General features: G+C 42.2%; 16 protein-coding genes and 1 pseudogene. 15 read left to right on the top strand and 2 right to left on the bottom strand.

All coding sequences use genetic code 11. The annotated features are described in order from the left end of the window. Window positions 1-119 precede the first annotated feature (119 nt). The 9 genes from AAC033_RS07830 to AAC033_RS07790 all read left to right on the top strand — a co-directional run bounded on the left by AAC033_RS07830 (window position 120) and on the right by AAC033_RS07790 (window position 9,432). On the top strand, window positions 120-1,586 hold the full coding sequence (locus AAC033_RS07830; RefSeq protein WP_339736799.1) for a polysaccharide biosynthesis C-terminal domain-containing protein: 1,467 nt from the start codon (window positions 120-122) through the stop codon (window positions 1,584-1,586). Between the two features lie 52 nt (window positions 1,587-1,638). Then, window positions 1,639-2,079, top strand: a complete 441-nt coding sequence (rpiB, locus tag AAC033_RS07825) for a ribose 5-phosphate isomerase B (RefSeq protein ID WP_339736798.1) — start codon at window positions 1,639-1,641, stop codon at window positions 2,077-2,079. A 3-nt stretch (window positions 2,080-2,082) separates the two neighbouring features. Then, on the top strand, window positions 2,083-3,453 hold the full coding sequence (locus tag AAC033_RS07820) for a lactate utilization protein B (RefSeq protein ID WP_339736797.1): 1,371 nt from the start codon (window positions 2,083-2,085) through the stop codon (window positions 3,451-3,453). A 3-nt stretch (window positions 3,454-3,456) separates the two neighbouring features. Then, on the top strand, window positions 3,457-3,903 hold the full coding sequence (locus AAC033_RS07815) for an Rrf2 family transcriptional regulator (RefSeq protein WP_339736796.1): 447 nt from the start codon (window positions 3,457-3,459) through the stop codon (window positions 3,901-3,903). Window positions 3,904-3,954: 51 nt separating this feature from the next. After that, window positions 3,955-5,085: a radical SAM family heme chaperone HemW gene (gene hemW, locus AAC033_RS07810; protein WP_339736795.1), complete on the top strand. Its 1,131-nt coding sequence runs from the start codon at window positions 3,955-3,957 to the stop codon at window positions 5,083-5,085. Window positions 5,086-5,167: 82 nt separating this feature from the next. Then, a complete protein-coding gene (gene dut / locus AAC033_RS07805) occupies window positions 5,168-5,602 on the top strand; it encodes a dUTP diphosphatase (RefSeq protein ID WP_339736794.1) in 435 nt (144 codons plus the stop codon). A gap of 10 nt (window positions 5,603-5,612) precedes the next feature. Next, a complete protein-coding gene (locus tag AAC033_RS07800; RefSeq protein ID WP_339736793.1) occupies window positions 5,613-7,373 on the top strand; it encodes a tetratricopeptide repeat protein in 1,761 nt (586 codons plus the stop codon). A gap of 77 nt (window positions 7,374-7,450) precedes the next feature. Beyond that, window positions 7,451-8,245, top strand: a complete 795-nt coding sequence (locus tag AAC033_RS07795) for a DUF4292 domain-containing protein (protein ID WP_339736792.1) — start codon at window positions 7,451-7,453, stop codon at window positions 8,243-8,245. Between the two features lie 11 nt (window positions 8,246-8,256). Further along, window positions 8,257-9,432: a peptidoglycan DD-metalloendopeptidase family protein gene (locus AAC033_RS07790; protein WP_339736791.1), complete on the top strand. Its 1,176-nt coding sequence runs from the start codon at window positions 8,257-8,259 to the stop codon at window positions 9,430-9,432. Window positions 9,433-9,461: 29 nt separating this feature from the next. Here the strand turns inward: AAC033_RS07790 and AAC033_RS07785 are convergent, their stop codons facing one another. Further along, window positions 9,462-10,163 (bottom strand): Crp/Fnr family transcriptional regulator, encoded by a 702-nt coding sequence (locus AAC033_RS07785; protein WP_339736790.1) that lies wholly within the window; start codon window positions 10,161-10,163, stop codon window positions 9,462-9,464. Between the two features lie 152 nt (window positions 10,164-10,315). Here AAC033_RS07785 and AAC033_RS07780 point away from each other — a divergent pair, with 152 nt between their 5' ends. The 4 genes from AAC033_RS07780 to AAC033_RS07765 all read left to right on the top strand — a co-directional run bounded on the left by AAC033_RS07780 (window position 10,316) and on the right by AAC033_RS07765 (window position 13,025). Then, window positions 10,316-10,732: an OsmC family protein gene (locus tag AAC033_RS07780; protein WP_339736789.1), complete on the top strand. Its 417-nt coding sequence runs from the start codon at window positions 10,316-10,318 to the stop codon at window positions 10,730-10,732. 6 nt (window positions 10,733-10,738) lie between these two features. Beyond that, complete coding sequence (locus tag AAC033_RS07775; protein ID WP_339736788.1) at window positions 10,739-11,617, top strand: helix-turn-helix domain-containing protein; 879 nt, start codon at window positions 10,739-10,741, stop codon at window positions 11,615-11,617. Window positions 11,618-11,697: 80 nt separating this feature from the next. Further along, window positions 11,698-12,288, top strand: coding sequence for a YceI family protein (locus tag AAC033_RS07770; RefSeq protein ID WP_339736787.1), 591 nt, complete (start codon window positions 11,698-11,700; stop codon window positions 12,286-12,288). 20 nt (window positions 12,289-12,308) lie between these two features. Continuing rightward, on the top strand, window positions 12,309-13,025 hold the full coding sequence (locus AAC033_RS07765; RefSeq protein ID WP_339736786.1) for a pirin family protein: 717 nt from the start codon (window positions 12,309-12,311) through the stop codon (window positions 13,023-13,025). A gap of 49 nt (window positions 13,026-13,074) precedes the next feature. Here AAC033_RS07765 and AAC033_RS07760 read toward each other — a convergent pair whose 3' ends face one another. Next, complete coding sequence (locus tag AAC033_RS07760) at window positions 13,075-14,226, bottom strand: hypothetical protein (protein ID WP_339736785.1); 1,152 nt, start codon at window positions 14,224-14,226, stop codon at window positions 13,075-13,077. A 319-nt stretch (window positions 14,227-14,545) separates the two neighbouring features. Here AAC033_RS07760 and AAC033_RS07755 point away from each other — a divergent pair, with 319 nt between their 5' ends. Then, the gene (locus AAC033_RS07755; RefSeq protein WP_339736784.1) at window positions 14,546-15,565 is read left to right on the top strand and encodes a PmoA family protein; all 1,020 of its coding nucleotides are present in this window, start codon (window positions 14,546-14,548) and stop codon (window positions 15,563-15,565) included. 29 nt (window positions 15,566-15,594) lie between these two features. Next, window positions 15,595-15,794 (top strand): annotated as a pseudogene (locus AAC033_RS07750) (hypothetical protein); the annotation flags it as partial.

The following is a 15,794-nucleotide window of genomic DNA, read 5'->3' as shown; positions in this document are numbered from 1 at the left end:
TAATTCGGTTTGTCTTGAGGGAATAAAAATACACAAACTTTAAAAGACTGAAACCAAACAAAATCTTTTTGGATGAAAAAAAACAGGCTGAATCCCTATCTTTGAAAAAATTTTGAACATTGAACACATTTAAGAAACTGGCGGGAGAAACAGCTATTTATGGCATGAGTAGCATCGTTGGACGCTTTATCAACTGGTGGCTGGTTCCGTATTATTCCTTTATTTTTTTGACGGCCGAGTATGGAGTGGTTACGAACTTATATTCGTACATGGCTTTTTTGCTGGTTTTTTTAACCTACGGCATGGAAACGGGCTTTTTTCGTTTTGCTTCGAAAAAGGAAAACAAAGAAAAGGCTTATTCCAGTGCCTTAATTTCGTTGTTTTCGACCTCTCTTGTATTTTTACTTTTGGTGCTCGCTTTTTCCGATACCATCGCTGGCTGGATCGACTATCAAGAACACCCTGAGTACATTCGGTGGGTAGCCCTGATTGTTGTACTCGATGCCTTGGCAGCGATTCCTTTCGCCAAATTACGTATTGAGTCGAAGGCAGTGAAGTTTGCTGTTTTGAAATTCATTGGCATTTTCGTGACCATTTTTTTGAATATTTTCTTTTTGAGTATTTGTCCGGCCTTGTTGAAATCAAGTCCGGAAAGTTGGGTTAAGCTGGTTTACTCTCCTGAAATAGGTGTTGGCTACGTCTTTATTTCCAACCTGATAGCTTCCGGTATCGCCTTGGTTTTGCTGGTTCCCGAAATGATAGTGAAACTAAGACTCGACCGCAAGTTACTGAAAGAAATGGTTTGGTATTCCTTCCCCATTCTCATCGTGGGAATTGGCGGTATGGTCACGCAAAATATAGATAAAATATTGATTCCTAAGTTGCTCCCTGAAAGTCAGGATCCCATGTCGCAGCTGGGAATTTACGGAGCCAATTTTAAGTTGGCGGTCATTCTGAACATGTTTATCCAAGCTTTTCGCTATGCCTTCGAGCCCTTTTTCTTTTCCCAGGTCAAGTCTGATGACAACAAGCGAGGGTATGCCATTATCATGAAATACTTTGTGATTTTTGGCTTGATCATTTTTCTGGGCATTTGTTTGTACATCGACCTGGTGAAACTGATCGTCGATTCAAAGTATCATTCCGGTTTGAATGTGGTGCCGATTATTTTGATGGCGAATCTCTTTCTAGGGATTTATTACACCCTTTCGCTTTGGTATAAACTAACCGATAAAACTCGTTTTGGAGCTTATTTTGCCTTGGTTGGTGCTGGCATTAGTTTGATATTGAATGTTATATTCATACCAAAGTTTGGCTATACCGCTTCGGCCTGGTCGATGCTAGTTTGTTTCATTACCATGGTGGTTCTATCGTATATTTTTGGACAGAAGTATTTTCCGGTCAGCTATCCTCTTAAGCGAATTGGGCTCTATTTTGTGACTGCTTTGTCTGTATTTTTTGCAGCGGAAATATTAAGTATCACACCTTCTGTGTGGATGTACATGGTTCATACATTGCTGATTGGCTTGTTTTTGTTGTTGGCCTTTGTGTTAGAGCGGAAAGAAATTTATAGGTTTATTAAGTAAGAAATTCTGAATAAATACTTTTAAGTATTATTTTTGACTATTTTTAGTGAAAATGAATAAGATGAAGATTGCGTTGGCTTCCGATCATGCTGGATATGAAAAAAAGCAGGTGATTGTGGATTTTTTGAAAGAACAGGGTATCGAATTTAAGGATTTTGGCGCCTATTCCGCTGAAAGCTCCGACTATCCGGATTACGCTCATCCCATGGCAAAAGCGGTTGAAGATGGCGACTTTGAACTGGGTATTTCCCTATGTGGAAGTGGAAACGGGATTAGCATGACGTCGAACAAACATCAGGAAATAAGGTCCGCAATTTGCTGGAAACCTGAAATAGCTGCTTTGGCCCGACTTCACAATGATGCAAATATTTGTGCTTTGCCGGCACGTTTTGTTACCGATGAGGAAGCAATTATGATCGTCAAGACCTTTCTCTCAACCGATTTTGAAGGCGGACGACATCTTCGAAGAATTAATAAAATGCCATTGGGCTAAATTATGTCACAAGAAAAGAAACAATTCATAAAAGATTCGGAAAATATTGCCTTCGATAAACGGCATCGGGCAACCATTAAATTCAACATTTCAAAGTACGATGCTGCGGTGGACCGGGGTAGAAAAAGATACGCCAACCTGGAGCTGGCAAAGGACAGGGCTTCTTATATTAAAAGCGATGCTATTGTTAAGTTGCCTCAGTATCTGCTCGAATTTGAAAAGAATAGCCAAGCCAATGGTGCAGAAGTAATCTGGGCCGAGGATGCTGCCGAAGCCATTCAATCTGTTCAGCGAATTTTGAAGGATAACCAGGCGAACTTGTTGGTGAAAAGTAAATCAATGACTACCGAGGAAATCGAACTGAACGAACATGTTGAAGCGATCGGCGTGGAGTCCCTGGAAACAGATCTGGGCGAGTATATTGTCCAAATAGCTGGTGAAAAGCCGTATCACATTGTAACGCCAGCCATGCACAAATCGAAAGAAGATATTTCTGAACTCTTTCATGAAAAATTTGATACACCTGAAAAAAGTACTCCTCAATATTTAACCAATTTTGTTCGGGGTTTGCTTCGCGAAAAGTTTACCCAAGCCGACATTGGCGTAACAGGTGCAAATTTCTTAATAGCCGATAAAGGAGCGATTGCACTGACTGAAAATGAAGGTAATGCCATGATGACTTTTTCGTTTCCGAAGATTCACATTGTGATTGCCGGAATTGAAAAAGTGATTCCAAAAATGAAGGATTTGGGCTTGATGTGGCCTCTGTTGGCTGCACATGGCACCGGACAGCAAATCACCGTTTACAACTCCATCGTCTCGGGCCCCAAAAGGAGCGCTGAAGCAGATGGCCCGGAAAAAATGTATGTGATTTTGCTGGATAATAGGCGTAGTGAATTGTACGAGAAAGATGACCAGTTTGAGGCACTAAAATGTATCCGTTGTGGTGCTTGTTTGAATGCCTGCCCCATTTATAAAAATGTGGGTGGTTATACCTACGATGCGACGTATAGCGGCCCCATTGGCTCAATAATCACCCCGTTCTACAAGGGATTTTCTGAATATAATCACCTGAGTTCGGCCTGTTCGGTCTGCGGCAAATGTACTGAAGTTTGTCCGGTCAGGATTCCATTGCACAACATGCTGTTATACAACCGCCGTGATGCAGTGAGAAACGGCGATACGCCGATGGGCTGGAATCTGGGCATGAAGGCTTTTGAATATGCATTTATGAAACGGAAACGTTTGGACTTGCTGGGTGGCAACATGAAAAATAAGCTTGGAAAAGTGAAAAAAGATGCGTTGGGCGATAAAAAGTCCCTGCCAACATTTGCAAAGGAATCATTTAGTAAACAATGGAAAAATAAACACTAAATTATGCTGTCTAATACTTGTAAATACGCGATCCGGGCCTTGATTTATCTCGGAAAATTTGGCGACGGAAAAGGAACGAAAATCGGAATTAAAAAAATTTCAAGTGAATTGGATATTCCAACTCCTTTTCTTGGGAAAATACTACAAAACCTGGTGAAGCAAAAAGTACTTGTTTCAACCAAAGGTCCCAATGGGGGGTTTGGTTTGGGAAAGCCAAAAGATGAAATTTCATTGTATGACATTGTGAGTATTATTGATGGCGAGGATTTTTTCAAAAACTGCCTGATTAGCATGGAACCTTGTTCCACTCATCATGAAAAAGGACAACCTTGCCCGGTTCACAAGAGCTTTTCTGAGGTTCGCGAAAAGCTGTATAAGTTTTATTGTGAAACAACCTTGGCTACGGTGATTAATGATATGGAAGGTCACGAAGACCTAATTAAAATGTAAACCGATTGGTTTCCGGCAGGCCGTCGGACAAAGACAGAGGAGGACTGGTTTATGGCCGGAATTTATATTCACATACCATTTTGTAAGACCAAGTGTCACTACTGCGATTTCTACAAATCAACGGATTTTGGCGCGAAAACGGATTTTCTTTCAGCCTTGAAAAAGGAAATAGACTGGCGCAAACATGAGTTAGATGGAGAAAGCATAGCCAGTATTTATTTCGGAGGCGGAACACCTTCGGTTTTGAAAATTGACGAAATTAATGAGATTTTACATTTGATCGACACTGGTTACCAACAGGAAGAAGACATTGAAGTTACGCTTGAAGCCAACCCTGACGATTTAACTGAGTTGTTTTTAGATCGTTTAAATACAACCCGTATTAATCGATTGAGCATTGGAACCCAATCGTTCAACGATCATGATTTGAAAAGCATGAACCGGCGCCACAACAGCCGGCAAGCGATAAACTCCATTAAAGGGGCACAACAGGCTGGTGTTCAGAATATCAGTATCGATTTGATTTATGGACTGCCCAACCAAACACTGGCCGACTGGGAAACCAACGTAGAACAGGCCATCGCCTTGGATGTACAGCACATTTCGGCCTATCACCTCACCTACCACGAAGACACGGTATTTTACGATTATCTGAAGAGCGGGAAAATCAAAGAGCTTCCTGATGAGCTGAGCTTAGACCAGTTTAAATTGCTGCTTAACCGGTTGAAAAGTGCCGGATTTGAGCAATATGAAATATCGAATTTTGCCCGGAACGAATGCTATTCGCGCCACAACAAAGCGTATTGGGAACGAAAAAAATACCTGGGGTTCGGACCGTCAGCACATTCGTTCGACCATAAAACCAGGCGTTGGAATGTATCAAGCCTGAGAAAATACCTTCAAGCTATTGAAAGCAAAACAAGCTTTTCGGAAACTGAAATCCTGTCGGAACAAGATCAGTACAATGATTACATGATTACTTCATTAAGAACGAAATGGGGAATTTCAGGACCTTACCTGAAAGAGAATTTCGACCCCAAATTCCGCCGGTTTTTCCAAAAGCAAGCCGAAAAATACTTAACAAGCAAACACCTGCGTTATGCAGACGATGTTTACCGTCTGTCAACCGAAGGCTTATTTATTTCGGATAAAATAATGGAAGAATTGTTCTTTATCGAATAGCCTTAAATATTGTTAATTGAACCATACTGGGAAGGAGAATAGTGATATTTAGCTATCTTTGCAGATTGAAAAAAAGCAACTTATGGAAGTGAAAATTGTTAATCAGTCGAGAAATGAATTGCCAGCATACAGTACCGCTTTATCAGCTGGCATGGACCTGCGTGCTGATTTAGACGAACCGATTGTTTTAAAACCGCTGGAACGTGCTTTGGTACCAACGGGCTTATTGATTGAATTGCCAGTTGGATATGAAGCACAAATCAGGCCTCGCAGCGGACTGGCGATAAAAAAAGGGGTCACCGTATTGAACTCACCCGGAACAATTGATGCCGATTACCGTGGCGAGATTAAGGTCATTCTGGTTAACTTATCCAACGAAGAATTTGTGATTAACCACGGCGAAAGGATTTGCCAGATGGTGATTGCCAAACACGAAACCGTTGCCTGGAAAACCGTTGAAATTTTGGAAGAAACCGAACGTGGTGCGGGAGGTTTTGGGCATACCGGTAAAAACTAGAAGGGAAAAAATGACATTAAAGAAACTGACATATTTTTTATTCGCAGCCATCTTTTTGACTTCTTGTTCAGCAACGCAACAACAGTTGGTGGCCGAACCAGCCAGAAATGCGCCTGTAGAAACAGAACTGTCACAAGATCAGCAAAATGAGTTTGAGTATTTGTTTATTGAAGGATTGAAGCAAAAGAAATTGGGCGATATTCAAAAGGCAGTTTCCATTTTTTCACGTTGCCTCGAAATCGATGCCAATTCGTCCGTAGCGATGTACGAAATGGCCAGCATTCACTATGCCAACAAGGATCTCACAAGTGCTTCACTTTTGCTGGAAAAGGCTATCAGCATCAATTCAGAAAATAAGTGGTACAAGTTACTGCTGGCCGAAATTTATCGGCAGCGGCAACAATTCCAGGAAGCAGCGGCCATCTACACCCGGTTGAGCAAAGGTGAGCCTGATAATTTGGAATACCTCTATTACAATGCGACGCTTTTGGGAATGGCCGAACAATACGAAGAAGCCATTGAGGCCTACAATCGACTGGAACAGAAAACCGGACTAAATGAGCAGATTTCGGTGGCCAAGCAACAAATCTACCTCGCCTGGGATAAGCCAGATGAGGCTTTCGATGAAATTAACCGCTTAATAGAATCCGATCCGGAAGAAACTCAATACTATGGTTTGCTGGCTGAACTCTATCAGCAGGTGGGCGATGAAAAAAATGCCATCAAAAACTTCAATAAAATACTCGAAATTGATCCGGAAAACGGCTTTGTACATTTCTCACTTGCTAGCTATTATATCGAACAAGGAGACAAGGAAAAGGCCTATGAACACATCAAAAATGCCTTTGCCAACCAAGAGTTGGATGCCGACACCAAGATTCAGTATTACATGCTGCAAACCTCTGATGCCGAAGCTTCCGAATGGACGCATGAGGAGATGAATGAACTGCTCGATATTCTGCAGGAAACGCATCCCGATGACAACCGTATGTACACCATTTATGCCGAGCATTTAATGCGGCAAAATAAGCTTGACGAAGCCAGGGATTATCTGAAACAATACCTGGAAACCGACAAGGATAACTTCATTATTTGGCAGCAATTGTTGTTTATGGATAACGATTTGCTGGATTTTGAAGGCTTGTACAGCAACAGTGAGCAAGCCATCGAATTGTTTCCGAATCAGGCCGTTTTGTATGCACTGCACGCTGTTGCCGCCCTTCAACTTGAAAAATATGACGAAGTATTGGAAACGCTTGAAGAGGGTGAAGTTTATGTGCTCGATAACCAGTCGCTTAAAGTTCAATTTGAATTGTATAAAGCTGAAGCCTATTACAAGCTAAATCAAGTTGAAAAGGCTTTCAAGGCATTTGACGAGGTCATCAAACTGAACCCGGACAATCATATGGCCATGAACAACTATGCTTATTACCTTTCAATTCGTGGCGAGCAGCTTGAAAAAGCCGAACGCATGAGCGGACGGGTAGTTCAGGCAAATCCCGAGAACCCAACCTACCTGGATACTTATGCCTGGGTTCTATTTAAGCGTAAAAATTACGAGTTGGCCAAATTCTATATAGAATCGGCCATTAGCAATGGAGGCGAGGCCAATGGAGTATTACTGGAGCACTATGGCGATATCCTCTACAAGCTGGGCGAAAAAGACAAAGCACTCGAGAACTGGAAAAAGGCGAAAGAGCTTGGTGAAGGGACCGAGGTATTGGAACAAAAAATTAAGGAATCACGATTTATTGAAATTTTAGTCCCTTGAAAACACCTTCACCACATCATGTTATTGTTCTCATTTTTTTCGTGTTTTTAGGTATCTCATCCTGCAAAACCAGTAAGATGGTAACCACTGAAAAAATTAGGCCAATCAGCACCAATCGACTGATTCGAAAGGTGGAAGACAAATCGTTTGATTACGATATGCTGGCCATTAAGCGGATTGTGTGCCAGTACGAAGGACCAGATGAAAAAGCCTCGTTTCGGGCCAATCTGAAGTCAGAAAAAGACAAGCAAATTTTACTCACCATTAGCAAGATCAATATTCCGTTGGCGCGTTTGCTTTTAACGCCCGACAGTGTGAAAATGGTGAATTACCTGAAGAAGGAATACCTGGAAGAAGCGTACGATTACTTGAGTGATTTGGTCGACATGGAACTCAATTTTGAATTAATTCAGTCCATTATCAGCAACGAGGCATTTTCATACCGCGACGATCCGCGCGACAATGATTTCAGAGAATTTATATCCTACGCAGATTCGGGGATGTATATTTTGCAATCGATTAAAGATCGGAAACTCGATAAAATTGAACAGAAGGGTAAAGAGGACAAGATTGATCGCTATTTGAATAAACTCGGGGAAGATGACTTTATCGTTCAGCATTTATATATTGATCCCAAAACCTTTAAGATCAGGAAAATTGTTTTGAATGATCAATCAAATTCCCGTAAGGTAACCGTTGATTTTTCTGATTTTGAAAAAGTGGACCGCCAACTTTATCCGGGCAATATCGATATTCTATTTGCCAGCCCCGAAAAAGATTTGTCGATGAAAATTAAACTCAGTAAATTTTCCACGGAAAAAGACCAGTCGTTTAATTTCAACATACCGGATAAATATGACCGGATACAATAGCCAATGATCCCATGAAAAGCCTTTTTTTGAGCTTGTTTTTCCTTCTCGCCGTATTGTCCGTACAGGGACAGTCGCTGACGGATTTACGCGCTAAAAAGGTCAATACAACGCAAGTTATTCAGTACACATCTACGTTGCTTCAGGAAGCTCAAAAGAATGAGAAAGCCACGCTGAGCAAATTGCAGCTGCTTAATTCTCAGATACAGAACCGGAACCAGTTGATTCAGAGTATCAATGATGAAATCAACGTGTTTGAACGCTATATTGATGAGAATACGCAAGTTTCAGAGTTGTTGAAATCGGATTTGGAGGTCCTCAAGAAGGAATATGCATCGATGATTCGGTTTGCACAAAAGAATAAGAACAGCTACGATATGCTGATTTTTTTATTGTCGTCCGAGAATCTGAACCAGGCTTACAAACGGATGCTGTACCTAAGGCAATATGCCAAGTACCGGAAGTCACAGGCCGAAGTTATTCAGTCCATCAGTAGTTTATTGGATCAAAAGGTTGCAGAGCTGGAGGAACAGAAGCAGGAAAAAGCCCGGCTGTTGGCCAGTAAAAACCAAGAGGCCCGGCAGTTGGTGGGTGAAAAAAACCAACAGAGCCGGCAGGTGCAAAGCTTGCAGCAGCAACAGCGTGATTTGCGCAAAAAGCTTCGGGAACAACAGCAGGAACAGGAAAAGCTGGATCGTGAAATTGAGCGCCTGCTCGCTGAGGAAGCGAAAAAGGCGCGCGAAACGGGGGAGTTTGAGATGACTCCGGAGCAGAAATTGCTGGCTGCAGATTTTGAGAATAACAGGGGTCGTATTCCCTGGCCGGTTGAGCGAGGTGTCATTACCGAGCGGTTTGGTGTGCATACCCACCCAGTATTAAAAAATATCCAGGTTAAAAGCAATGGAATTGAAATTACAACTCAAGCCGGGTCTGAAGTCCGGGCCGTATTTGATGGGCAGGTGAGCCGCGTATTTGCCATTTCGGGCGGAAACATGGCTGTAATTATTCGCCATGGCAGCTTTTTGAGTGTGTATTCCAACTTGAAGGAGGTTAACGTCGTTGCTGGCCAGCAGGTAAAAACCAAGCAAAGAATTGGCGCCATTTTTTCTGATGAAAACAAAACAGCGCTCAAATTTCAGGTTTGGCGCGAAAATGAAAAAATGAACCCGGAAGATTGGATCACCAAATAAAGTTGACGGCTTAAGTTACCAGTCAATCGCTACAGATTAGCCACCCGGGTCAATGCTTTAATATTCAGTAATTTAATTTTCCTTCCTTGTAACTCAATCAGTTTATCTTGTTTAAACTCTGACAACAGGCGAATAACGCTTTCCGTTGCGGTACCTACAATGTTGGCGAGTTCTTCACGGGTCAGCGAAATTTGCAGCGTGTTTGAGTTGTCGAGCTCAAAGCTGTCCTTCAGCAACAGCAACACTTCGGCTAAGCGCTCACGAACAGTCTTTTGGGCAATATCTGTAATGTAATCGTTGGCCTCGCGCAGTTCCTTGCAGACAATTTGCAGCATGTGGTGAGAAAACTGCCAGTTGCTTTGAATCAAAAACTGCAATGTTTGATAGGGGATGTGACACAAAACAGCCTCTTCTATGACTTTTGCCGTGGTACATGCCAGTTCTTCACTCAGCAATGAACGGTAGGCGATAATTTCGCCCTTTTTGGCAAAGCGGATAATCTGTTCTTTTCCGTCAATTCCCGTCTTAAAAACCTTAACAATACCTTTTGTCACACAGTAAAAACCCGTCAACCGGCTTCCTTCTCGGTAGATAATGCTTCCCTTTTTATACAGCGAGCAGGTTTTATCATAATTCAACTGTGTGAACTCTTGTTCGGTTAATTTTTTAAATAATTGAAAACCTGAAAGTTCACATTCTTCTTCTGAGGGTCTGTTTATTGAACTTCTCATGTATTGCTATTTATTAAGAATGAATTAATAAAAATGAAAATCGGACTTAAATATACAAGTAACATTTATATTTGTAAAACTATTTATTTAGATATTTTCATACCTGAGTTGCCGGGAAATGTATATCGTTAACTGTTTAAAATCCAATTATTATGAAACACATCGTCGATTTGGCCTGGAAAGAAAATATGGCTTTTGAAACCGAACAAGATGGACATAAGCTGATCATTGACGCCGGAACGGAAAGCGGAGGCAATGACTTGGGCCCACGCCCCAAGAAGCTGATGTTAACTGCATTAGCTGGTTGTACGGGAATTGATGTCATCTCCATTCTGAAAAAAATGAAGGTAGTTCCCGATGCTTTTCGGGTAGTGGTGGAAGGTGACGTAACCGAGGAGCATCCCAAAAAGTATGCTGAAGTGAAAGTGATTTACGAGTTTAAAGGTAAGGATTTACCACTCGACAAACTGGAAAAAGCCGTGAATCTTTCCGAAGAAAAATATTGCGGTGTGAGCGCTGTTTACCGCGAATCGATGAAAATGAGCAGCGAAATCCGCGTGATTGAATAGCATCGAATGAATCAAGTGAATCTTTTTAATGGCGGAAACGAAGACCGGATTTTCAAGATCATGAAAATCTGTGAGTTGAAAGATGAGGAACGAAAAGAGAACCAGCTGCCTCATCTTCATAGCTTCTATTCCATTTTTTGGATTCAAAGTGGCCAGGCGGTTCATGCCACTGATTTCGTGGAATATGTCATCGAAAAAGACACCGTGCTTTTTGTTCCTCCGGGTTTGAAGCACCGCATGATTTTAGACCATATTGCCGGAGGCTATTCAATTCTATTCAACGAAGAGTTTGCCCGTTACAACCGGAAAAACTACACACCATTTAAAGAGTATGAGCTGTTTAGTAATCCCGAGTTCAAGAGTATCATTAAGGTTGAAGGCACGGTAAAAGACCAGCTGAACAACCTGGTGGGGTTAATGATTGACGAAGTTCAACAACCGGATAAGCACAGTCCGGATGCGGTTTTGAATTTGCTGCACTTGTTTCTGTTGAAGTCCATCCGGATTTTTGAAGCACAATACGAGCCGGCGAGTTCTGATGCCGGACAATCCGATAGCTTTTCCATCATTCGGTTTAAAGAGCTAATAGAAGAATACTATACCAGCGAAAAAAGCGTTTCTGCCTATGCCGATATGTTAAGCATGAATCCAACTTGTTTGAATGAAGTCACCAAAAAGTCGGCTGGAATTACTGCCGGCGAAATGATCCGCAACCGGATTATTGAAGAAGCCAAACAAAAATTGTTTGCCACCGACATGAGTGGAAAGGAGATAGCCTACCTGCTCGGATTTGACGACCCGTCCTATTTTAGCCGCTTCTTTAAGAAGTATACTGGACTTACCATCAAAGACTTTCGGGATAATAGCAGAAAAAAGTACCAGTAAATCTTATTTTTGTCCATTTTTTGAACATATAGCATGATGTATTTTTGTAACTGAATATTAACATTTAAAACAAGACAGTTATGAAAACAAGAGGAATTGAGAAATGGGCAGTTTTAAGCCTGGCATTATTGGTAAGTTCAGCCGTTTTTGCTGGTAACTATGTAGTTGATGCTTCAAATAGCACGGTAGGCTGGCATGGTAAAAAAGTAACCGGAGAACATTACGGGACGATTGATATTAAGGAAGGATCGCTGGAAGTTGTTGATGGTGAGATTAAAGGAGGAACGGTTTCCATTGATATGCAATCGATCTCCAATGAAGATATCACCGATGCAGAGATGAACGGAAAATTGGTGGGTCACCTTAAATCAGACGATTTCTTTTCGGTTGAAACTCATCCGACAGCGACCTTGGTTTTAACGGATGTTAAAAAATCAGGACCAAACTACACCTTTACGGGTGACTTAACCATTAAAGGAACCACTAAACCGGTTAGTTTTCAGGCGAGTTCAACAACTGAAGGCGATGCCGTGAAAGTAGAGGGAGAATTAGTTATTGACCGTTCAGATTACGACGTACGCTACGGATCAAAATCATTCTTTGATAATTTAGGTGATAAGATGATTTACGACGATTTCACGCTTAATTTCGTTGTGGTAGCAAAAAAATAATTAAAAGAAAGGAGGGAACAATGTCTATTGTTCTTTACAGATCAGAAAGCAGGGGAGCGGCAGATCATGGTTGGTTGAAGAGCCGGCACACGTTCAGCTTTGCCAACTATTACTGCCCTTCGCGTTTAAATTTTGGGGTCTTGCGGGTGTTGAACGACGACTGGGTTCAGCCCAAAATGGGTTTTGGAACCCACCCGCACGATAACATGGAAATCATTTCCATTGTTTTGGATGGACAGTTGGAACACCGGGATAGCATGGGAACCGGATCGACGATTAGCCAAGGCGAAGTCCAGGTGATGTCGGCTGGTTCGGGAGTGACGCACTCGGAGTTTAATCCGTCGCAGGATGAACCGGTAAGCTTTTTCCAAATCTGGCTTTTTCCCAACAAAAAGAATGTTCAGCCGCGATATGATCAAGCTTATTTTGATCCGGCCCGGCTGGAAAACACCTGGGAGATGATTATTTCGCCCGATGGTGAAAACCAGTCCATGTGGATTCACCAGGATGCCTGGTTGCATTTAGGGAATTTTGATGAGGGGCGGGAAGTAGAATACCAAATGAAAGATTCAAAAAATGGGGTGTTTCTTATGGTTATTGAAGGCGAAGTTACGTTGGACGAATACGAGCTCTCAAAACGCGATGCTGCCGGTCTAACGGAAGTAGGAGAGAGGCTGGCCATCAAATTAAAAAAACAAAGCAAACTTTTGTTGTTGGAAGTTCCAATGACGGTTTAGCTTTTTTGAATGGAGAAAGAAGAAAACCTGGGTGAAAGCCTGGGTTTTTTTATGGCCAGATTTCTGCAATATCGTTGGGTAAAGCATCAATCCGGATGAGTCGAATGTCGAAATCAGTCCGGTTTTCGCCTTTCACCTCGAATACAGCTTTAAAGTTGGTCGTACTCAATTCATCTAGCTTTTTAGAGAAGTCTCTCATCCGGTCTTCGTCCGTAAAGAACTTAATTAGCGCCATGTTCCCAATATCAAGGTCACAAAGAAAAAATAGCACTCGTCGTCCGTCAGGAACTGAGAAATGAGCTACGGTAGCATGTTCATAGCTCAAATACGGCGTCGAACGGTTGTCAAAAGTAAGGCTCGAATCAGCGGTCTGGTACTCTAGCAGCGTTTTTTCAATCTGGTAAACCAGCCCTAATTTCTCCACCGTATTCTTCAATTGTTGCAGGGTTTTAAACGATCCGATGAACAACAGATTCCGCTTCCGGAAATCGTCTACGCTCGTGCGGGATGAGTAGTCCATTTCAAGATCAAAATCGCCGCTCCCAAAAAGCTGCATCAGGTAAAACAAGCCCAGTGGAGCCTGGTTGTTGATGTAGGTGAGGCTGGTCTTTTCCATTTGCTCCATCAGTTCGGGATGCAGCTTCATGTAATCATCAAAATCACCATCCGAATTAATGTGGCTATCCCGCATGGTTACCGTTTTGCCCGAAGGCAGGTTTCCCCGGTAAAAATAATGGTCGCCAAGGACCAGGCGAGTTGGAAAACCATTGGACAGAAAACGATTCCAAAAGCCAATTTTAACCTCATTGAAAGGAAAAAAGAGATGAAAAAGCAGTAGGCTGAGTAAGACAATGAGGCTTGCCACAAAGAGCATGGGAGAAAACCGGTAAACCTTTTTTTTCAATGATTTGACCGGAGAATGGTTGAAATCGATGGCGTACTGCCCTTTTGGGAGTTCGAAGACCAATTCATCATCCTGGCCTTCGTACAAATAATATTCCTTCAGTTTCTTGCGAAGGTTATGGATATAAACCCGCACATTGACCTCTTTTTCAGCATCAAACTTTTTTCCGAAAACATCCGATGCGATCTGATACTCTTTTGGTTTATGACCCTTGACAGAAGAATGGGTAAGGTATTTCAAAAGTTCCCGGTTTACAGGTGATTTTGAAAACACCTGGCTGTTTGCAATTTTATCCAAAAAATGGTCGATATGTTTTTTGTTGTTTATCAAGTGATTGAAATTCAATTGTGTAAAATTAATTTTTAACGTTGACTTTACCGATTTAATTGTGTATTTTTTTCAAAAATAACAAGAACCGAATATCTTTCATAAGAGAAGTTCATAATTGCAGAAGTTTTAATGAAAAATAGCAATTCAACCGAACGGATATGAAACGAGCATGTAAAAGTCGTTATACAGGAGTGGTCCCGACCGGTCTCTCTCGGAGGAGCATCATTGGTAAGATGGCAGATCGTGAGTTACATCGAATACCGCTAAAAATTAAAAATGCAATGAGATGAAACCTTCAGTTTTTACTGTCATTGTTTTGCTTCTGTCCGTGAATCTGGCAGGCGCCTCAGAACGTCCAAAAGTGGAATTTAAGACTAGCGTAAATGAACGGAAGCTGGAAGTGTTTATTGATGGGAAGTTTTTTACGGCATTGATCTATCCCGATGATATGGAAAAGCCAGCGCTTTATCCAATTCTCACTGCTTCGGGAAAAATTATTACACGGGGTTTTCCACTTGATCCCCGTCCGTTTGAAAGAGCCGATCATCCCCATCATGTTGGTTTGTGGTTCAATTTTGGAGATGTAAACGGACTCGATTTCTGGAACAATTCGTTTGCTGTTAAACCCGAAAATGAATCTAAATATGGATCGATACGATTTAAGGAGATCCTTGCTGAAAATCCACAGAAAGGCCAACTTGTAACCAGTTCTGCCTGGGTTGATCAGGAAGAGAACATCCTTTTGAATGAAGAAACAACATTTATCTTTTCTGGCAAGGAGAACTTAAGGACGATTGAACGTATAAGCAAACTAACAGCAGCTATGCAGGTCGTCTTTACTGAAAACAAGGAAGGCCTCTTGGGACTTCGTGTTGACCGCGCCTTTGAGGAGCCGGCAACCAAGGCCGCCAATTTCTTGGATGCGAATGGAACGCTTACAGAAACTCCGCTTTTGAATAATGATGGGGTAAATGGTGTTTATCGAAACGCCGAAGGAGTACAGGGTGATAAGGTGTGGGGGAAACGGAGTCCGTGGGTTGCCCTGCGTGCTGAAAAGGAAGGTGAACCAATCACCATCGTTTTGCTTGATCATCCCGGAAATGAAAACTATCCGGCATGGTCGCATGCCCGTGGCTATGGGCTTTTTGCTATGAATAACCTGGCCGGCCGCAGCGTTGACAGGCGTGCTGAACCTGTAAAAGTGGTTTTAAAGCCTGGCGAATGGATTACCTTTAAGCATAAGGTTGTCATTGGCGGTGAGCTTACGGATGCGGAGATTGATAAAATAGCAGACGATTTCAAGTAACTAAATTCAAATCAGCTAAACGTGTAAACATGGAAAAGACGAAGGGTAATTCAAGGCGATCATTCCTCAGGACAGCTGCAACCGGGGCCATCTTTGCGGCCGTGACGCCAGTTGCTATGGGGGGTGAAAAAGTTATGCCAACAGTTGTTCCGGCTAGTGCGAAGGGAGCGAACGACCGAATTCGCGTTGCCGTTTTGGGCGTCAATGGCCGGGGAAAAGATCATATTGA

It is taken from the genome of uncultured Sunxiuqinia sp. (genome assembly GCF_963974515.1).
Taxonomy (GTDB): domain Bacteria; phylum Bacteroidota; class Bacteroidia; order Bacteroidales; family Prolixibacteraceae; genus Sunxiuqinia.
Note: the sequence above shows the minus strand (reverse complement) of the source record. Positions and strands in the feature narration are given on the sequence as shown.